Source organism: Azospirillum sp. 11R-A, assembly GCF_049472615.1.
Taxonomy (GTDB): domain Bacteria; phylum Pseudomonadota; class Alphaproteobacteria; order Azospirillales; family Azospirillaceae; genus Azospirillum; species Azospirillum palustre.
The window spans coordinates 60,854-77,813 of the sequence record NZ_JBCEBL010000004.1 but is presented as its reverse complement, the minus strand read 5'-3'; the positions used below and the strand labels follow the sequence as shown (position 1 = coordinate 77,813).

Here is a 16,960-nt window from a genome sequence, read left to right as displayed (position 1 = left end):
GCGGAAAGCTGGTCTAGAGTGTCCGAAGTTTCCTGCCGGAGGTCCGTTCCTCATGCTGTCCCGCACCCGTCTCGTCGCAGCACCGCTCTTCGCCATCATGCTCGGCGCCGCCCTGCCCGCCTGGGCGCAAAGCGGCACGCTGACCTTCCTACACGTCAACGACGTGTATGAAATAGCGCCGGTGAAGGGACAGGGCGGGTTCGGGCCGCTGATGACCCTGCTGAAGCGCGAACGCGCCGCCGCCCCGGATGCGATCACCACGGTCGGCGGCGATTTCCTGTCCCCGTCGCTGCTGTCCGGCACGACGCGCGGCGAGCAGATGATCGCGCTGTTCAATGCCATTGGCGTCGATGCGGTGACCTTCGGCAACCATGAATTCGACTTCGGTCCCGACCTGCTGAAGCAGCGCATGGCCGAATCGAAATTTCCATGGATCGGCACCAATGTGCGGGCGGCCGACGGCTCCGCCTTCGCCAGCACGGTGCCGAGCTGGACCCGGACCATCGACGGCATCACCGTCGGCTTCCTCGGGCTGATCACCCCCGACACCGCCCGCCTGTCGAGCGCCGGGCCGAGCCTCGACTTCCCGCCGGTGCTGGAGACCGCGGCGGCGACGGTGAAGGAGTTGCGGGCGAAGGGGGCGTCGGTCGTGGTGGCGCTGACCCACCTGACCATCGAGGAGGACCGCGAACTGGCGTCCAAGGTCAAGGGCATCGACCTGATCCTGGGCGGCCACGACCATGACCCGATCAGCTTCTACGAAGGGTCCACCCTGATCCTGAAGGCCGGGCATGACGCGCAGTATCTCGGCGTCGTAAAACTCGCGGTCGAAACGAAAGATGCCGACAAGGGACCGGCGACCACCACCGTCCCGACCGAATGGCGCTTCGTCACCACTGCCGGCGTCGCTCCCGATCCGGAGGTGGAGACGGTGGTGGAGGGCTACACCAAGCGGCTCGACAGCGATCTGGCGGCGGTGATCGGCACCACGACCACGGAGCTTGACAGCCGCAAGGACGTGGTGCGCAGCCGCGAGGCCAGCATGGGCAACCTGATCGCCGACGCCCTGCGCGACACGCTGAAGGCCGACGTCGCCATCACCAACGGCGGCGGCATCCGCGCCGACGCGCTGCATCCCGCCGGGTCCAGGCTGACCCGCAAGGACATCTTCGCCGAACTGCCCTTCGGCAATGTCGGCGTGCTGGTGGACATGTCGGGGCAGGATCTGATCTCCACCCTCGAACACGGCGTCAGCAAGGTGGAGGAGAAGGCCGGCCGCTTCCCGCAGGTTTCCGGCCTGACCATGACCTACGACCCGAAGGCGCCGGCAGGGCGGCGGGTGACCTCGATCCTGGTCGGCGGCAAGCCGGTGGACCCGCAGGCGACCTACCGCGTCGCCACCAACGATTACATGCTGAAGGGCGGCGACGGCTATGCCGCCTTCCCGCGCTCCAAAGTCATCGTCGATGCGTCGGGCGCGGTGTTGCTGGCGACCATCGTGATGAACTACGTCGAGGCCAAGAAAACGGTGGCTCCGACGGTGGACGGCAGGATCGTGGCAAAATAACGCAGGCGCCGGGACATTATAGTGCCCTGGGCCGTCACTCCGTTGCGTGTGGCGGCCTTTTCCCTTTAGGGTAGCCCGTCCGCCCCGGATCCGCCCTCAGACCAGCGCCCAAGGCCGCCGCATGTCCGATACCCTGACCGCCCGTTCCAACGACTTCGCCCAGACCTTCAACACCGCCCATGGCGAGGCCGGGCTGGGCCGGGTGTCGATCGCGCACATCCTGCAACGCGTCCAGACCGATCCGAATTTCCTGTTCAGCCAGGAGTTCCGCCAGGGCGCCGGGCAATGCCCGTTCCATGCCGGCAAGACCGACGGCGCCGCAGAAGCGGCGGCCCCGATCCCGCAGGACGACGCCGACAAGGTGGCGGTCAACAGCCTGCTGGCCCTGCTGTTCAGCCGGCTGCGCGACCACATCGCCGGCAAGCTGCCCTTCGATGCGGATGGGCGGCCGATGCTCCCCATCCCGCCGCGCTCGCCGCACGGGCTGGACCCGGCCGACCGTGCCGCCATGGCCGCGGCGGCGCCGGACGTGTTCTGCTCGGTCCTGCGCGACGCGACCTGCCATCTGCTGGACGGGCTGATCACCGGCTGGGCCGTCGATCTGGTGCGGGAGGAGGAGTATTTCCGCTCCCAGGGCTCCGGCGAGATCTCGCTGGAGGCGGCGGCGACCTTCGTCTTGCGCACGGTGCTGGAACATTCGCCGCTCTACCAGCGCGCCGGCTACGACATGCTGTCGATCACCAAGACCGGCAGCCACACCGCCATCCACATCTGCTGGGCGATGGTGGAGGCCGCGCCGCTGCTGGTGCCGGGACAGGACGCCGCCTTCTACGACGACCTCGTCCACCGCAGCCTCAAGCAGATCGTGCCGCTGTCGATGTCCAGCCTGGGAATGCTGGTCCATTACATGGAGGAAAGCGGGATCGAGCCGCCCGACGGCCTGGCGGTGCACCGGCTGCCCAAAGACCAGAAGGCCTTCATCCTGGACGCCAACGGGCTGATCCGGCTGAACGCCGATCCCATCGTCACCTTCGCCAAGCCGAACGAGCGCTATTACACCGGCTGCCCGGCCTTCTACACCACCAACCTGATCAAGCTGTATCTCGACATCGTCGCCGGGCTGGCCCTCGACTACTCCGTCTACGACCGCCTGCAGGAGGGCTGAGCCCGATGGCCCGCACCAACGACTTCGCCCTGACCTATGCCGGCGCGCATGAGGAAGCCGGGATGACCCGGATCAACCTCGCGCCCATCCTGCACCGCATCGCCGAAGACCCGAACTATCTGCTCAGCGAGGAGTTGCTGACTCTGGCCGGCCACTGCCCGGCCCATGCCGACACCCGCAAGGAGGATTTCGAGAAGGTTGCGATCAACGCGCTGCTGGGATTCCTCTATGTCGATTTGCGGGAGCACATCATCGCCCGCATGCCGCTGAACGATGACGGCCATCTGCGGCTGTCCACCCCGCCGGAGTCGCCTCACGGGCTGGACTTCGCCGACCCCGACGGCATGGCCGCCGCCGATCCCGACCGCATGGTCGGCTTCCTGCGCGACTCCGTCTGCCACCTGCTCGACGCCATCATCAAGGATTGGGCGATCAAGGTGATGGTGGAGGAGGACCGCTGCCGGACGGAGGGAACCATCACCGACATGGCCGCCGCCGGCTATGTGCTGGGCCGCGAATTGCAGAAGTCGGTGCTGCACGGCCCGTCCGGCTACGACATGCTGTCGATCACCAAGACCGGCAGCCACACCGCGCTCCATGTCTGCTGGAATCTGGTGGAAGCGGCGCCGCTGCTGCGGCCGGGGCTGGAGGCCGCGGCCTACGACGACCTCGCCCGCCGCAGCCTGAAGCAGGTGCTGCCGCTGGCGATGGGCAGCCTGGGCATGCTGTGCCAGTTCATGGCGGCGGGAAAGATCGAGGCGGACGACCATCAGGCCATCCACCCGCTGCGCACCGACCAGTCGGCCTTCCTCTACGATCCGGACAAAGACCTGATCGTGCTCAACACCGACCTGATCGAGCCGACCGCGATGACGGGAGAGCGCCATTACACCGGCTGTCCGGCCTTCTACGCCAACGGCCTGATCAACCTGTACATGGAAATCGTGCTGACGCTGGCTGCCCAGTACGGCATGTATGTGCGGCTGCAAGACAGGGTGGCGTGACCCGTTTCTCGCAATGGGGTTCTTGACGGAACGCCGACCATGCCTATGTTGGCGTTCCGTCAGAGTCGGAAGGTTTGAGTTGGCGAAGAAAAGCACCCTGCGGGCGGTCACCACCACCGCGCTGGCCGATGCGATCAAGCGCAGCCGAAGCCGCATGGCAACGCCATGGCAGCGCGCGCTCGGCCATCTGGAAGCCGTGTTCATCGACCATGCCTGTTTCCGGCTGATCTATTCCAACACCTATCGCATCTCCCCCAACATGTACCGGGCGAGCCAGCCCTCGCCCTCGCACATCGCGGCGGCGGCGCGCAACGGGGTGAAGTCGATCCTGAACCTGCGCGGCTCGCGCGACTGCGCCTCCTACATCCTGGAGGCGGAGGCCTGCCGCGCCCATGGCTTGGAACTGGTCGATTTCCCGGTGAACTCCCGCGACATGCCGAAGAAGGAAACCCTTCTGAAGGCGCGCGAGCTGTTCAAGACGATGACCTATCCGGCGCTGATGCATTGCAAGTCGGGCGCCGACCGCGCCGGCTTCATGTCGACGCTGTATCTGTTCGCCCATGAAGGCCAGCCGCTCGAACAGGCGATGAAGCAGCTGTCCTGGAAGTACGGCCATTTCAAGCAGGCGAAGACCGGCATTCTCGATTACTTCTTCGAGCTGTATGCCGCCTACAACCAGAAACGTCCCATCGCCTTCTGGGATTGGGTCGAGCGTGTCTATGACCCGGTGGATGCCAAGGCGAGCTTCCGGTCGCGGGAATGGGCCGACGCGGTGGTCGACCGGGTGTTGGGCCGCGAATAGAGCGGCCCCCTCCCCTGGGCGGCCCCAGTCCGTTCAGCGGGCGACGTACCAGTCGGCGCGGTGGTTGAAGGCGACGAAAGCGTTCAGCACCGCAGCCCCCAGGATGGACGCCAGCAGCGCCGGCCAATCGAGCACGAAGGCCGCAGCCGAGAATACCGCCAGATCGAACAGCGACTGTAGCCAGCCGGCACGGAAGCCGGTCTTTTCCTGCAGGTAAAAGGCGAGAATGCCGACCCCGCCGCCGCTGGCGCCATGGCGGAACAGGGCGATGACGCCGATCCCGACACAGAAGCCGGCCAGCACTGCCGCGACATAGGGGTTGATGGCGCTGAAGCTCATCATCGTCGGCAGCAGCCCCGACAGCACGGCGATGCCGGTCACCGCGATCAGCGACTTGATCGTGAATCCGACGCCGATGCGCGCCAGCGCAAGAAAATAGAAGGGCAGATTAACCAGGAAGAACAGAGTTCCAAAATCGATGCCGGTTGCGTAAGAAATCACAAAGGCGAGTCCCGCCGCCTGTCCGGTGACCAGACCCGCGGCATGAAGAATGGCAATGCCGAAGGATGTCATGACAATACCGAACAGTTGTCCTTGCAAATTATCAAAGACACTGTGCGCCGCCTTCGGGCGTTCATAAGTGACCGAAGCAGGGGATGACGAAATGGTCGAGGCGGAATTGTTCGTCATGCCAGCTACCCCTCGGTGTCGCCTGTGTGTTTACACGCGACGACCAATATAGGTCATTTCTACTGACCTATCCATACTTCGCTTCGGTGAAGAGACGAGATATGCGATTTGCGAGGGGATGGCTGAGGTGGCGGTCCTTTGGTGCCAGCCGCCCCACCACCTCCAGCGTTCCGCGACGACGGCAATGAATGGGGAGGGGCAGCAACATAACCCTGATGAATAGCGGCGGATCACGCCGCCAGCGTCCGCGCCAGCGTGTCGCCGTCCACATTGCGGCCGGACAGAACCGCCACCGTCCGTCCGGTCCGTCCCAGCCGGCCGCCGAGCACCGCGGCGATCCCCGCAGCCCCGGCTCCCTCCGCCACCACGCCGAAGGAGCGGTGAAGCGCCCTCATCGCCGCGGCGATCTCCGCCTCCTCCACCTCGACCACCCGGTCGACAAGGGTGTTCACGATTGCCTGTGGCAGCTTGCCCAGCGCATGGACGTTGATGCCGTCGGCCAGTGTCGGACCGCCCCGCCGGGCCAGGCGGACGCCGATCACCCGCACCCAGGGGTTCCGCGCCTTCACCGCGGCGGCCACCCCGGCCAGCAGGCCGCCGCCGCCGACCGGCACCACCACCGTGTCGACATCCGGCCGGTCGGCCAGGATCTCCAGCCCGACAGTTCCCTGTCCGGCGATCACGTCGGGATCGTCATAGGGATGGAGGAAGGTCAGCCGGCGTTCCACCGCAAGTTCCAGCGCCCTGCCCTTCGCCTCGCCGACCGTGGCGCCATGCAGCACCACCTCGGCACCCAGTTCCGCAGTGCGCTCCACCTTACAGCGCGGGGCCGTCTCCGGCATTACAATGGTGGCCCGTACCCCAAGGCGGGCGGCATGCAGCGCCACCCCCTGGGCATGGTTGCCGGCCGACATCGCCACCACACCGCCGGCCCGTTCCGGTGCCGTCAGCCGCAGCAGGCGGTTCAGCGCGCCGCGCTCCTTGAAGGCGCCGGTGGCCTGGAACACCTCCGCCTTCAGCCACAGGTCCCGGCCCAGCGTCGGCGCATGCAGCAGCGGCGTGCGGACGATCTGGCCGGACAGCCGCTCGGCGGCATCGGTCACCGCCGACAAGGGCAGCCATGCCGGCAGGCGGTCTTCAAGGGATCGGTGGCGGGGAGCGCAGACGGAAAGGGTGCGCGCGGCATCGGCATGCGCGGTGAACATCGCGAAGATCCTCGGCGAACGAATTTTTGGGTAAGTCGGGCGTGCCCCGGACCGCCTCAGCGGGCCGGGAGAATAATTCGCACCGAGCCACACATTCGCTCGCCGAAACGGACGCAAGAAGACGCCACCGCAACAGCGGTCAGAGGGTTGGACCTGTCATGAACCGGATTGAGGGTTCCGGGAACCACATGGTGCAGCGACACGCCACACACTCCACACGACCATTGAACACGAAGACGGCAACTCTTCGACGCTTCAGAGCGCCGGGCCGGTAATTCGCATTCGCATGGTGTCGGTGGTCTTCATGGGATCTGGATACCCGTTGTTGCAGCGGCGGTCAAGCCGTCATCGTTCAAATTGTCGCAGGTCGATACACCCGTTCACATCACCTCGACCCGGTTCCGCCCGAGCGCCTTGGCGCGGTAGAGCGCCTGATCGGCCCGCCCCAGCACGCTCTCCACCGTATCTCCCAGCGTCTGCACCTCGGTCAGACCGAAGCTTCCGGTCAGCTGGAAGTTCCGGCCATCCGACAGCTCGATTGCCAACGCGGCGAGGCCGCTGCGCAGCCGCTCCGCGATGGCCACACCGTCGGCTCGCGAACTGTCCGGCAGCAGGATGGCGAATTCCTCCCCACCGATGCGACCGATCTGGTCGGTCGCGCGCATCTGGCCGCGGATCACCTCGACCACCCGGCGAATCGCGAGATCGCCGGCGCCGTGGCCCATCTCGTCGTTGATGCGTTTGAAATGGTCGATGTCGAGCATGATCAGGCAGGCCATGCCGGCGGCCTGACGCCCCTCCGGGACAACGTCCAGCCCAGTCAGCAGACGTTCCAGAAGCTCCAGAATATGCCGGCGGTTGTGGGCACCGCTCAGCGGGTCGGTGGTGGCGAGGCGCTGGAGTTCGCGTTCCATCCGCCGCCGCTCCGTGATATCGGTGGCGATGGCGATCACGCCGGTCGCGGCACCATCCGGCGAGCTCAGCGGACGCTTCACCACCAGCAGCTCACGTGCGTCGCCGTCCGGCCCGGCAACGCTGGTTTCGAAGGAAAAGGCCGTCGTACCGGACGGGGCCTGTTCCGGGAAAACCTGTTCCGGCAGATCCTGGCCTGGAAGTTCCTGACCCTCGGATGACCATTCGGCCCCGTCGGCGGCGTTCGGAAACAGCTCGCGGAAGGCACGGTTGCACAGGGCATAGCGGCCGGCCGAATCCTTGTACCAGACCGGGCTCGGCATCAGCTCCACCAGATTTTCGATGAAGCGGCGCTGCTCCTCGGCCAAGGCGGTCTGCCGTTCCAGCTGTGCCGTGCGTTCGGCGACGCGATGCTCCAGCGATTGGTTCAGCGTCTCGATGGTGACCAGATCGCGCCACCCGCGCACGGCGCTGACCAGACTGGTGAACAGCTTCTGGGCGGTCAGCTCCGCCTTGCTTTTGTAGTCGTTGATGTCATAGGCGACGATGGCGTCGCGTTCCGGCGCCTGTCCGGGCTGGCCGGTGCGCAGGATGATGCGAATGTGGCGGTTGCCCAGATCGCGCCGGATGTGATGGACCAGACGCAAGCCCGCATCCTGCGTTTCCATCACGACGTCGAGAAGGACCACGGGCAGGTCCGGCCGCTCGGCCAGGATCGTCCGCGCCTCCGCTGCGGAAAAGGCGCTGACGATGGCGAAGCGGCGGCCTTCGAACTCGAAATCGTTCAGCAGCACACGCGTCATCGCATGCACCTGCTCGTCGTCGTCGACCACCAGCACCGGCCATGGCACAGCCGCCGTCGTCAGCCGCGCCGGCACTGTGCCGGCTTCGTCATCCTCGAACATCAGATCGTCGGGCGACATGTCACCTGCCGGGAATTGCCCAGTTGAAAGTTGCATAAGCCTGTACTCACCGGGCCTCGATGTCGACACCTGAAAAATCCTGATTGAAGATGTTGTTCGTGTAGTTTTTCACCTCCTTGCGGTGGGCGACGACGATGATCGAGTTCGCAATGGGAAACCACGGGACTTCCTGATGGAAGATCTGCTGGGCTGTGCGGTAATGGGCAGTCCGGCGGGAGACATCGCTGGTCACCTTGGCCTTGGTGATCTGCTCTTCGAAATCGGGATTGCACCATCTCGCGATGTTGGCGCCACCGGGACGCACCGCACCGCAGTTCAGCAGGAAATACAGGAAATTGTCGGGATCGCCATTGTCACCGGTCCAGCCATAGAGCACCATGTCCTGGTCGCCCTGGGTGACCTGGCGGCGATAGTTGCCCCAGCTTTCGGTCTTCAGGGTCAGCTTGATCCCGACCCGTTCCAGATTCTCCCGGATCATTTCGGCGGCACGCTTGCCGTTGGGCAGATAAGGGCGCGTCACCGGCGTGTACCACAGGTCGAGAGTGAAGCCTTCGCCATGACCGGCCCCGACCAGCAGACGGCGTGCCTCGACCGGATCGAACGGGTGATCCTCGATGCTGTCATTGTAGGACCACATGCCGGGCGGAATCGGGTTCTTGGCCGGCATCCCGCCATTCTGATAGACCGCGTCGACCAGGGTGCGCTTGTCGATCGCCAGCGTGATCGCCCGCCTCACCCGCACATCGTCGAGCGGCGGCTTTTGGGTGTTGAGCGCCATATAGGCGACATTCCGCCCATCCTGCCGTTCCAGCACCAGATTCGGATCCTTCTCGATGTTCCCCAACTCGGTCGGGTTGGGGAAAATCATCACGTGGCATTCACCCGACCGCAGCTTGTTCAGGCGAACCGCGATGTTCGGCGTGATCGAGTAGATCAGATTGTCCAGCGGCTGGCGCCCGCGCCAATAGCCGTCGAAGGCCTTGTAACGGATCGCCACGTCCTTCTGGTAGGACACCAGCCGGAACGGTCCCGTTCCGATGGGCGTATCGTCGAACGACATCTGCCGGCCTGACTTCATCAGGAAATCCGCATATTCGGCGGATTGGATCGACAGGAACGGCATCGCCAGATCGGCGAGGAAGGGCGCTTCCGGATGATCCAGGGTGATGCGGACGGTATGGTCGTCCAACTTCACAACCGATTTCAACAGGGTCGGCAGCCCCATATCCCTGAAGTAATCATAGGTTGCCGGCCCGACGTTATGGTAGGGGTGGTCGGCATGCCATTGACGTTCGAAGGTAAACAGAACGTCGTCGGCGTTGAGCGGCCGGCTCGGGCTATACAGATCGTTGGAATGGAAGTTCACATTCCGGCGAAGATGGAAATCATAGATCAGACCGTCGGCCGAGATCGTGTAGGATTCGGCCAGACCGCTGTCCGTGATTTGTCCATCCGGCCCCATTTCAACCAGATTGTTGAAGAGCGGTGTGACCGCATTCACGGTGGTGCCGGAGGTCGAGAACTGCGCATTGAAGCTCTGCGGATTTCCTTCGGTGCAGTAGACGAGAGACTTCTCCGCCAGCGCCGCACCGGGCATGGTCGCAAGCCCGAAAAGAACAGCCCCCCCCTTTGCAAGAGTCCGCGTCAACGTCTTCGGCGGCAAAGGCATTCACTGCTCCTGCGGGGATGGCACTGCGGCGACCAACGTCATGTTATCAGTGGCAAATCGTCGTGGAAAGCGAATGGTGAACCGCACGCCTCTATCGGGAAGGCTGTCCACCGCGATCTTTCCACCCAGCCGATTGACCACGAGATTATAGACAATGTGCAGGCCGAGACCGGTGCTGCCCGCACCGCGCCGGGTGGTGAAGAACGGATCGAACACCCGCCCCAGATCGGCGGGTGCAATCCCGCGGCCGTCGTCGGAGTAGACCAGCGTCACCATGTCGGCGCCCTGCGCCGCGGCGGTAATCAGCAGTTGCCCCCGCTGCCCTTCGCGGTAGGCGTGAGTGATTGAGTTCATCACGAGATTGGTCAGGATCTGTGCCAGAACGCCAGGGAAACCGTCGATCTCGATGGTTTCAGGACAGTCCACCCGCAGGCTGTGGCCCGCCCGCCGCCAGGACGGGCTGAGGCTGGTCGCCAGATCCTCCAGATAAGGCTTCAGCAGGAAAAGCCGTTCCTCGCCGCTGGTCTGGTCGGCGGCAACCTGCTTGAAGCTCTGCACCAGCTCGCAGGCCTGCTGGAGATTCAGCACCAGCAGCCGGGCGATCTCGTCCGCCGTCTCCTGGAACTCGGCGAAGTCGCTGCGGCGCAGATTGCCCCCGCTCGCCTGCCGCGCCAGGATCGCCAGCCGGTCCTCCAGATGGGTGGCTCCCATCAGGGCATTGCCCAGCGGCGTGTTGATCTCGTGCGCCACGCCGGCAACCAGGCCACCCAGCGACGCCATCTTTTCCGCCTGGATCAAATCGGCCTGGGTGCGGCGCAGGTCTTCCAGGGCGCGGTCGGCGCGGTCCTTCGCCTGCCGGGCCGCCTGTTCGCGCAGACCGATCTCGCGGATGAAGAAGGCGGCGGCACGCGCCATCGCACCGAATTCATCCTGGCGACGCGTGCCGTCGATCGGGCCGGCCAGCGGGTCCTCGGCCAGCCGGGTCATCTGCTTTTGCAGGCGCAGCACCGGCCGGCTGATCGACCGGGCCACCACCGCCGCCGCACCGCCGCCCAGCAGCAGGCCGATGGTCGCCCCGATCACCAGGATACGGGTCAGCAGCTCGCCGATGCGCGCGGCTTCGTCCCGGAAGGTCTCGTCCAGCTGCCTTGCGGTTTCCACGAGCGCGCCGGCATCGCGGTCCATGGTGATCAGCAGCTGGTTGAGGCGGCGCAGCCCCTCGGCGGTGCGGCGCAGGCTGTCCCGCCAGTTGCGGATGGCCGACAGCACCTCGTCCTGCAACAGCGGCGACATGGGAAGGCCGCGCACCGTTTCCAGCAGGGCGCCGGCATCGGCGACGATGCGGTCGGCCTCCTCCGCATCGCGCACCGCCACCGCGTCGGCGGCCCGCCGGCCGAGACGCAGGGCGACGACGGCGACGTTCTGCGTCTCCTGCTCGGTGTCGTTGGCCTGGATGGCGTAGGCGATCAGCTGCACCACCTCGTCCTGGATCGCGGTGTAACCGGTGGCCTTGACCATCAGGATGCGGGCGGTCAGCGCCTCGATGGCGGATGCCGCTTCCGCCCCGGCGCGCTGTGCGGCTTCGAGCGCCTGCTGGGCCGCGGCGGCACGGGCCTGGACCCGGTAAAGCCCGTCCAGCGGCGCACGCAAGGACGGCAGCATGGAGGACAGGAAGGTCACGTCGGGCTGGCGGTTCAGCGTTCCGGTCAGCACCAGCGCCCGCACCACCGGCAGCGTGCGGATGACCTGCTCGGCCAGCATCCGCTCGCCCAGGGGACTGCTGATGGCCGGCCGTTCGGCATCGTCGCCCCCCAGCCCCGCTGCCACCTGCACAGCCGCTTCGAAGCGGCTCAATGCGGCGTCACGTTCGGCCTGGGCCGAACGCAGTTCGGTGACGGCGGCCTGCAATCCGTCCACCGTGGCGGCATAGCGGGCGGCAGACTGCTTCGCCGGATAGCGATCGACCAGCGGGTCGGTCCGATCCAAGGCCGACTGCAACCGGTCGGCGGTCCCGATCAGCCTGTCGATGGCGATGTGGAAATCGGCCAGGGTCAAGGGACGGCCGCTGCCGAACAGCCCGACCCCGAACCCGAGGGCGGCGACATGCTGGGCCTCCGCCCGCTGCAAATCCAGCATCGCCTCGCGCAGTTCGTGGGCGCTGTCGACCACGTCGCGGCTGTCCCGCAGGCGCTGGTCGGCCTCCGTCAGGGATCCGAGGGAATCGACGTTGGCGGCATGCTGGCGTTCGCGGGCGCGGTCGGTCAGGGCCATCAGGGTGGAGGCGTGAAGCCCCATGTCGGCCACCGCAGAGTCGTTCGCGGCGGTCACCTGGATGAAACTGCGCATCTGGTCGACATAGCGCGCCAGCACGGCGGTCGCACGCTCCACCTCCGCCCGGTGGGTGTTGGCCGATCCGGCCTTGTCCAGCTGGCGCAATTCGGCCGCCGCCGAGTCCGACATGCTCTCGAAACGGTCGGCGCGGCTGGCACGGTCGGCGGGAGCAACCTGAAGATAGTCGATGCGGGCTGCGGTCGCCGCCAGCACGTCGCGATAGACCGAACCCGCGAGCACCGCCGATTCGTAAACCCGCTCGCTGCGGGCCAGCAGCAGCCCGCCGGCCACCGCGATGACCGCCGCGACCATGACCGGCACGCCCCCGACGACCGCGATGCGCGAGCGAATCCTCATGCGCGTCCCGCCGCGCAATCACGCGCGCCGGCTGCCCGGTAAGAGTGCCGGGAGAGGGGCAGGCTCCCGGAAAAGGGTGAATGGCGACCCGCCACGAACGCTCCGCACTCAGGACCTAATGGGCCTTAGCAGAGCAATGGACCGTGGCAAAGGGATAAAGCCACCGGAAAGAAAGCGATAGGCGGGATGGGGCGAAACGCCGCTCCATCCCGCCCCATCTGATGCCGTTTACGACTTGGCCGGTTAGGACTTGGCCCGTTACGACTTGGTTGCGACGCCGAGCTTGGCCTGCACCGCGGCCAGACCGTCCTTGCCATCAATGGTGGTGACCCCCGACAGCCAGCTCTTCAAAACGTCGGGGTTCTTCTTCAGCCAGGCCTTGGCGGCGGCGTCCGGCTTCTTGTTGCCGTTCATGATGTCGTCCATCACGGCGTTTTCCATCGCCAGCGTGAAGGACAGGTTGGACAGCAGCTTGCCGACATTCGGGCATTCAGCGCCATAGCCCTTGCGGACGTTGGTGCTGACGGTGGCGCCGCCCAGGTTGGGGCCGAACCAGTCGTCGCCGCCCTCCAGATAGGTCAGCTCGAAGCTCTTGTTCATCGGGTGCGGTTCCCAGCCCAGGAAGACCACCCAGCCCTTGTTGCGCGTCGCGCGCTTCACCTCGGCCAGCATGCCGGCCTCGCTGGATTCCACCAGCTTGAAGTCCTTCAGGCCGAAGGCGTCGGCCTTCAGCATCTTGTCGATGATCAGGTTGCCGTCGTTACCGGCCTCGATGCCATAGATCTTGCCGCTCAGCTTGTCCTTGAACTTCGCGATGTCGGCGAAGGTCTTCAGCCCGGCCTCGGCGGCGTATTTCGGCACGGCCAGCGTGTATTTGGCGCCTTCCAGATTGACGCGCGTCACCTCGACCGAGCCGTCTTCCAGAACCGGCTTCACGAAGGGCTCCATCGTCGGCATCCAGTTGCCGAGAAAGACGTCCAGCGACTTGGTCTTCATGCCCGTATAGACCAGCGGCACCGACGACATGGTGGTGGTCGGCTTGTAGCCCAGCGCGTCAAGCGTGACGGAGGCGAGCGCCGTCGTCGCCGCAATGTCGGTCCAGCCGACGTCGCCGAAGCGCACCGCCTTGCAGGAGGCCGGTTCGGCGGCCAGCGCCCCGCCGGCGCCCAGCGTCACGACCGCGGCGATGCCGGCACCCGCGATCCCCTTGGCCAGAGCGTTCCATCCGTTCATATCCTCAACTCCTCTTTCTTGTCGTTCGGGCTTGTTGTCTGGGCTTTGTCGTCCGGTCCATCCGGTCTGCGTTACCGGGTCTGCCGATTTCGCCATCGACGGACCGGCGAAAATGGCGCATTTGTTGCGGTACAGGCCAAGGTGGCGGTGGAACCGCCTTGGCGGAACAGGACAGGAGACCGCCAGCCCCATGCCCAAAGTCGGAATGGAACCGATCCGCCGCCGCCAGTTGATCGACGCCACCATCACCTCGATGGGCGAGCATGGTCTGGCCGACACCACGGTCCAGACGATCAGCCGGGGGGCCGGCGTTTCGCCGGGCATCATCCACCATTATTTCGGCGGCAAGGACGAGCTGCTGTCCGCGACCATGCGCAGCATGCTGCAACAGCTGCGCGACGACGCGACGCAGCGGCTGGCGACCGCCGATTCGCCGCGCGCCCGGCTGGAGGCGATCGTCGACTGCAACTTCGCCCCCGGCCAGTTCGAGCCGCGGGTGGTCGCGGCGTGGCTCGGCTTCTGGGCGCAGGCGCCGCACAACCCGGCGCTGGCCCGGCTGCAACGGATCAATGCCCGCCGGCTGCATTCCAACCTGCTGCATGCCCTTCGCCCTCTGCTGCCGCCGGACCGGGCGGAGCGGGTGGCCGTCGGGCTGGCGGCGATGATCGACGGGCTGTGGCTGCGCTTCGCCCTGACCGGCGCCATGGACGGCAGCGCCGCCCGGGCGGTGGCTCTGGGCTACCTCGATTCCGAACTGAACGCCTGACCTCACCGCCGCCACCAGCGCCGTCCGGCAGTCCCGGCGGCGGCCCGGCGGCGGCCGGCACCGCGACCGCCCACCCGGCCAAAGCTCTGCGTGATGCGGTCGAGCACGACGGCCAATAGAACGACGGCCAGACCGCTCTGCACGCCGAGGCCAATGTCCAGGCGCTGGATGCCCTGGAGCACCACGTTGCCCAGCCCGCCGGCGCCGATCATCGAGGCGACGACGATCATCGACAGCGCCATCATCATGGTCTGGTTCACCCCAGCCATGATCGACGGCAGGGCGTTCGGCAGCTGAATCTTGAACAGGAGCTGATGGTCGCGGCAGCCGAAGGCGCGCCCGGCCTCGACCAGTTCCACCGGCACCTGCCGGATGCCGAGCGCCGTCAGCCGCACCGCCGGCGGCATGGCGAAGACCACGGTGGCGATGATGCCGGGCACCCGGCCCAGGCCGAAGAACAGCACCGCCGGGATCAGATAAACGAAGGCCGGCATCGTCTGCATCAGATCCAGCAGGGTCTTGCCCACCCCGTCGGCGATCTTGCTGCGCGCCATCCAGATGCCGAGCGGCACCCCGCCGATCAGGCTGAGCACGGTGGAGGCGAGAACCAGCCCGAGGGTGGAAACCGTCGGCTCCCACAGTCCCATCACGAAGATCCCGCCCAGCGACAGCAGGGTGAACAGCGCGAAGGCGCGTCCGACCCGCCAGAGCGCCACCGCCGACAGCACCAGCGCCAGCCACCAGGGCGGCACCCCGAGCAACAGTCCGTCCAACGCCTCGCCCAACCCGTCCACCGTCGCGGCGATGACCGTCAGCACCGGCTGACCATGGTCGAGGATCGTCGTCACCAGCCATTCGGCGCCGCGGGCGATGCCGCCGCCGATGGTCTCGTTCAGCCACTCGATGTCCAGCAGGGCGATGTCAGCCATGCCGCACCTCGCGCCCGGCGGTCTCGCCACGATCGAGCGCCGCCAGCAGCGCCGCACGGGAAATCACGCCGATGAGCCGGCCGTCCGGCTCCACGACCGGCAGCGGACAGGGGGCTGCGGCGACCCGGCCGAGCAGGGCATGGATCGGCGTGTCGGCCGCCACCGGCTCCAGCCCGAACAGGGCCGATGTGCCATCGCCGGCCAGCACGCCGCGGAAACAGCCGGCCGCATCGGTGCGGTAACGGAACCGTCCGGGCTCGCCCGCGGTCCCATCGTCGGGCGGCCGGGCGAGGTCGCGGGCACGCAACACGCGCGAGGCATCGACGCCGCGGAAGAAGGCGCGGACATACTCGTCGGCCGGCGCGCGCAGGATGTCCGCCGGGGTGCCGATCTGGGCGATCCGGCCCTCCTCCATCACCGCGATGCGGTCGGCGATCCGCATCGCCTCCTCGGCATCGTGGGAAATGAAGACGATGGTGCGGGCATCCTCGCGCTGAAGCCGCAGAAGCTCGTCCTGCATGTCGGTGCGGATCAGCGGGTCGAGCGCCGAGAAGGCCTCGTCCATCAGCATGATCGTCGGGTTCTTGGCCAGAGCGCGGGCCAACCCCACCCGCTGCTGCATGCCGCCGGACAGCTCGTCCGGATAGCGGTCGGCATAGTCCGCCAGACCGACCCGTTCCAGGGCGGCCAGTGCCGCCTTGCGCCGCTCGGCCCGCTTCACTCCGGCCACCTCCAGCCCGAAGGCGGCATTCTCCAGCGCGGTGCGGTTGGGCAGCAAGGCGAAGGACTGGAAAACCATGCTCATGTCCCGCCGCAGCACCTCGACGAGGTCGGCGTACGGCAACGCGGTCAGGTCGCGGCCATCCAGCCGGATTTCCCCCTCCGACGGTTCGATCAGGCGGTTCAGCAGCCGGACGATGGTCGATTTGCCCGACCCCGATAGGCCCATGATGACGAAGATCTCGCCCGCCCGGATGTCGAAGCTGGCCTCGGCGACGCCGACATTGACGTTCAGCCGATGCAGGACTTCCGCCTTGGTCGCCCCGCGGCGCAGCATCTCCAGCGCCGGGCGGGGATCGTCGGCAAAGACCTTGCGCAGGCCGCGCACCGCCAGACGCACCTGTCCAATCGTCGCCGAAGACGAACCGGTGGGCGTGGGCAGAATCGTCGTCATGGGCAAGGCTTCCGGAACGCAACAGACCAGGGTTAAAGCAATCGGGCCGTAGATTGCCCCGAGACGAGGGGCGCGGTCGATAGCTGCGTTCACGAAATCTGCATTTTGATGGCGCCGTTGCGCAATTGGCCGCAGGCGGAGGTCGATTTTATTTTGATTGATCGTTCAATGAAAAACCGGTTGCGAGTTTTGAGTACGGGCGGGCGGTCCCACCCGTACCTGCCAGGATCCTC

The 16,960-nt window shown here is 66.3% G+C and carries 13 protein-coding genes; 5 read left to right on the top strand and 8 right to left on the bottom strand.

What is annotated here, in order from left to right:
* Nucleotides 1-52 precede the first annotated feature (52 nt).
* From VH569_RS07945 to VH569_RS07930, 4 genes are all read left to right on the top strand, one after another.
* Nucleotides 53-1,567 carry a bifunctional metallophosphatase/5'-nucleotidase gene (locus tag VH569_RS07945; RefSeq protein WP_423314852.1) on the top strand — a complete coding sequence of 505 codons (1,515 nt, stop codon included), beginning with the start codon at nucleotides 53-55 and terminating at the stop codon, nucleotides 1,565-1,567.
* Between the two features lie 121 nt (nucleotides 1,568-1,688).
* The gene (locus VH569_RS07940; RefSeq protein WP_423314851.1) at nucleotides 1,689-2,732 is read left to right on the top strand and encodes a hypothetical protein; all 1,044 of its coding nucleotides are present in this window, start codon (nucleotides 1,689-1,691) and stop codon (nucleotides 2,730-2,732) included.
* Between the two features lie 5 nt (nucleotides 2,733-2,737).
* Nucleotides 2,738-3,736 carry a hypothetical protein gene (locus tag VH569_RS07935; RefSeq protein ID WP_423314850.1) on the top strand — a complete coding sequence of 333 codons (999 nt, stop codon included), beginning with the start codon at nucleotides 2,738-2,740 and terminating at the stop codon, nucleotides 3,734-3,736.
* Nucleotides 3,737-3,815: 79 nt separating this feature from the next.
* Nucleotides 3,816-4,538 carry a fused DSP-PTPase phosphatase/NAD kinase-like protein gene (locus VH569_RS07930; protein ID WP_423314849.1) on the top strand — a complete coding sequence of 241 codons (723 nt, stop codon included), beginning with the start codon at nucleotides 3,816-3,818 and terminating at the stop codon, nucleotides 4,536-4,538.
* Between the two features lie 33 nt (nucleotides 4,539-4,571).
* Here the strand turns inward: VH569_RS07930 and VH569_RS07925 are convergent, their stop codons facing one another.
* The 6 genes from VH569_RS07925 to VH569_RS07900 all read right to left on the bottom strand — a co-directional run bounded on the left by VH569_RS07925 (nucleotide 4,572) and on the right by VH569_RS07900 (nucleotide 13,858).
* Nucleotides 4,572-5,228 carry a YitT family protein gene (locus VH569_RS07925; RefSeq protein WP_423314848.1) on the bottom strand — a complete coding sequence of 219 codons (657 nt, stop codon included), beginning with the start codon at nucleotides 5,226-5,228 and terminating at the stop codon, nucleotides 4,572-4,574.
* A 230-nt stretch (nucleotides 5,229-5,458) separates the two neighbouring features.
* The gene (locus VH569_RS07920; RefSeq protein WP_423314846.1) at nucleotides 5,459-6,433 is read right to left on the bottom strand and encodes a pyridoxal-phosphate dependent enzyme; all 975 of its coding nucleotides are present in this window, start codon (nucleotides 6,431-6,433) and stop codon (nucleotides 5,459-5,461) included.
* A 380-nt stretch (nucleotides 6,434-6,813) separates the two neighbouring features.
* Nucleotides 6,814-8,268, bottom strand: a complete 1,455-nt coding sequence (locus tag VH569_RS07915; RefSeq protein ID WP_423314845.1) for a diguanylate cyclase — start codon at nucleotides 8,266-8,268, stop codon at nucleotides 6,814-6,816.
* Nucleotides 8,269-8,314: 46 nt separating this feature from the next.
* Nucleotides 8,315-9,865: an ABC transporter substrate-binding protein gene (locus VH569_RS07910; RefSeq protein ID WP_423314844.1), complete on the bottom strand. Its 1,551-nt coding sequence runs from the start codon at nucleotides 9,863-9,865 to the stop codon at nucleotides 8,315-8,317.
* Between the two features lie 72 nt (nucleotides 9,866-9,937).
* The gene (locus VH569_RS07905) at nucleotides 9,938-12,625 is read right to left on the bottom strand and encodes an ATP-binding protein (RefSeq protein ID WP_423314843.1); all 2,688 of its coding nucleotides are present in this window, start codon (nucleotides 12,623-12,625) and stop codon (nucleotides 9,938-9,940) included.
* Nucleotides 12,626-12,883: 258 nt separating this feature from the next.
* Nucleotides 12,884-13,858, bottom strand: a complete 975-nt coding sequence (locus tag VH569_RS07900) for a choline ABC transporter substrate-binding protein (RefSeq protein WP_423314842.1) — start codon at nucleotides 13,856-13,858, stop codon at nucleotides 12,884-12,886.
* A 190-nt stretch (nucleotides 13,859-14,048) separates the two neighbouring features.
* On the opposite strand from VH569_RS07900, the gene betI reads away from it, so the two are divergent.
* Nucleotides 14,049-14,624, top strand: coding sequence for a transcriptional regulator BetI (betI, locus tag VH569_RS07895; protein ID WP_098736529.1), 576 nt, complete (start codon nucleotides 14,049-14,051; stop codon nucleotides 14,622-14,624).
* 2 nt (nucleotides 14,625-14,626) lie between these two features.
* Here the strand turns inward: betI and VH569_RS07890 are convergent, their stop codons facing one another.
* Complete coding sequence (locus VH569_RS07890) at nucleotides 14,627-15,553, bottom strand: ABC transporter permease (RefSeq protein ID WP_423314841.1); 927 nt, start codon at nucleotides 15,551-15,553, stop codon at nucleotides 14,627-14,629.
* Nucleotides 15,546-16,727: a quaternary amine ABC transporter ATP-binding protein gene (locus tag VH569_RS07885; protein WP_423314840.1), complete on the bottom strand. Its 1,182-nt coding sequence runs from the start codon at nucleotides 16,725-16,727 to the stop codon at nucleotides 15,546-15,548. The genes VH569_RS07890 and VH569_RS07885 overlap by 8 nt, the downstream gene beginning before the upstream one ends.
* Nucleotides 16,728-16,960 lie beyond the last annotated feature (233 nt).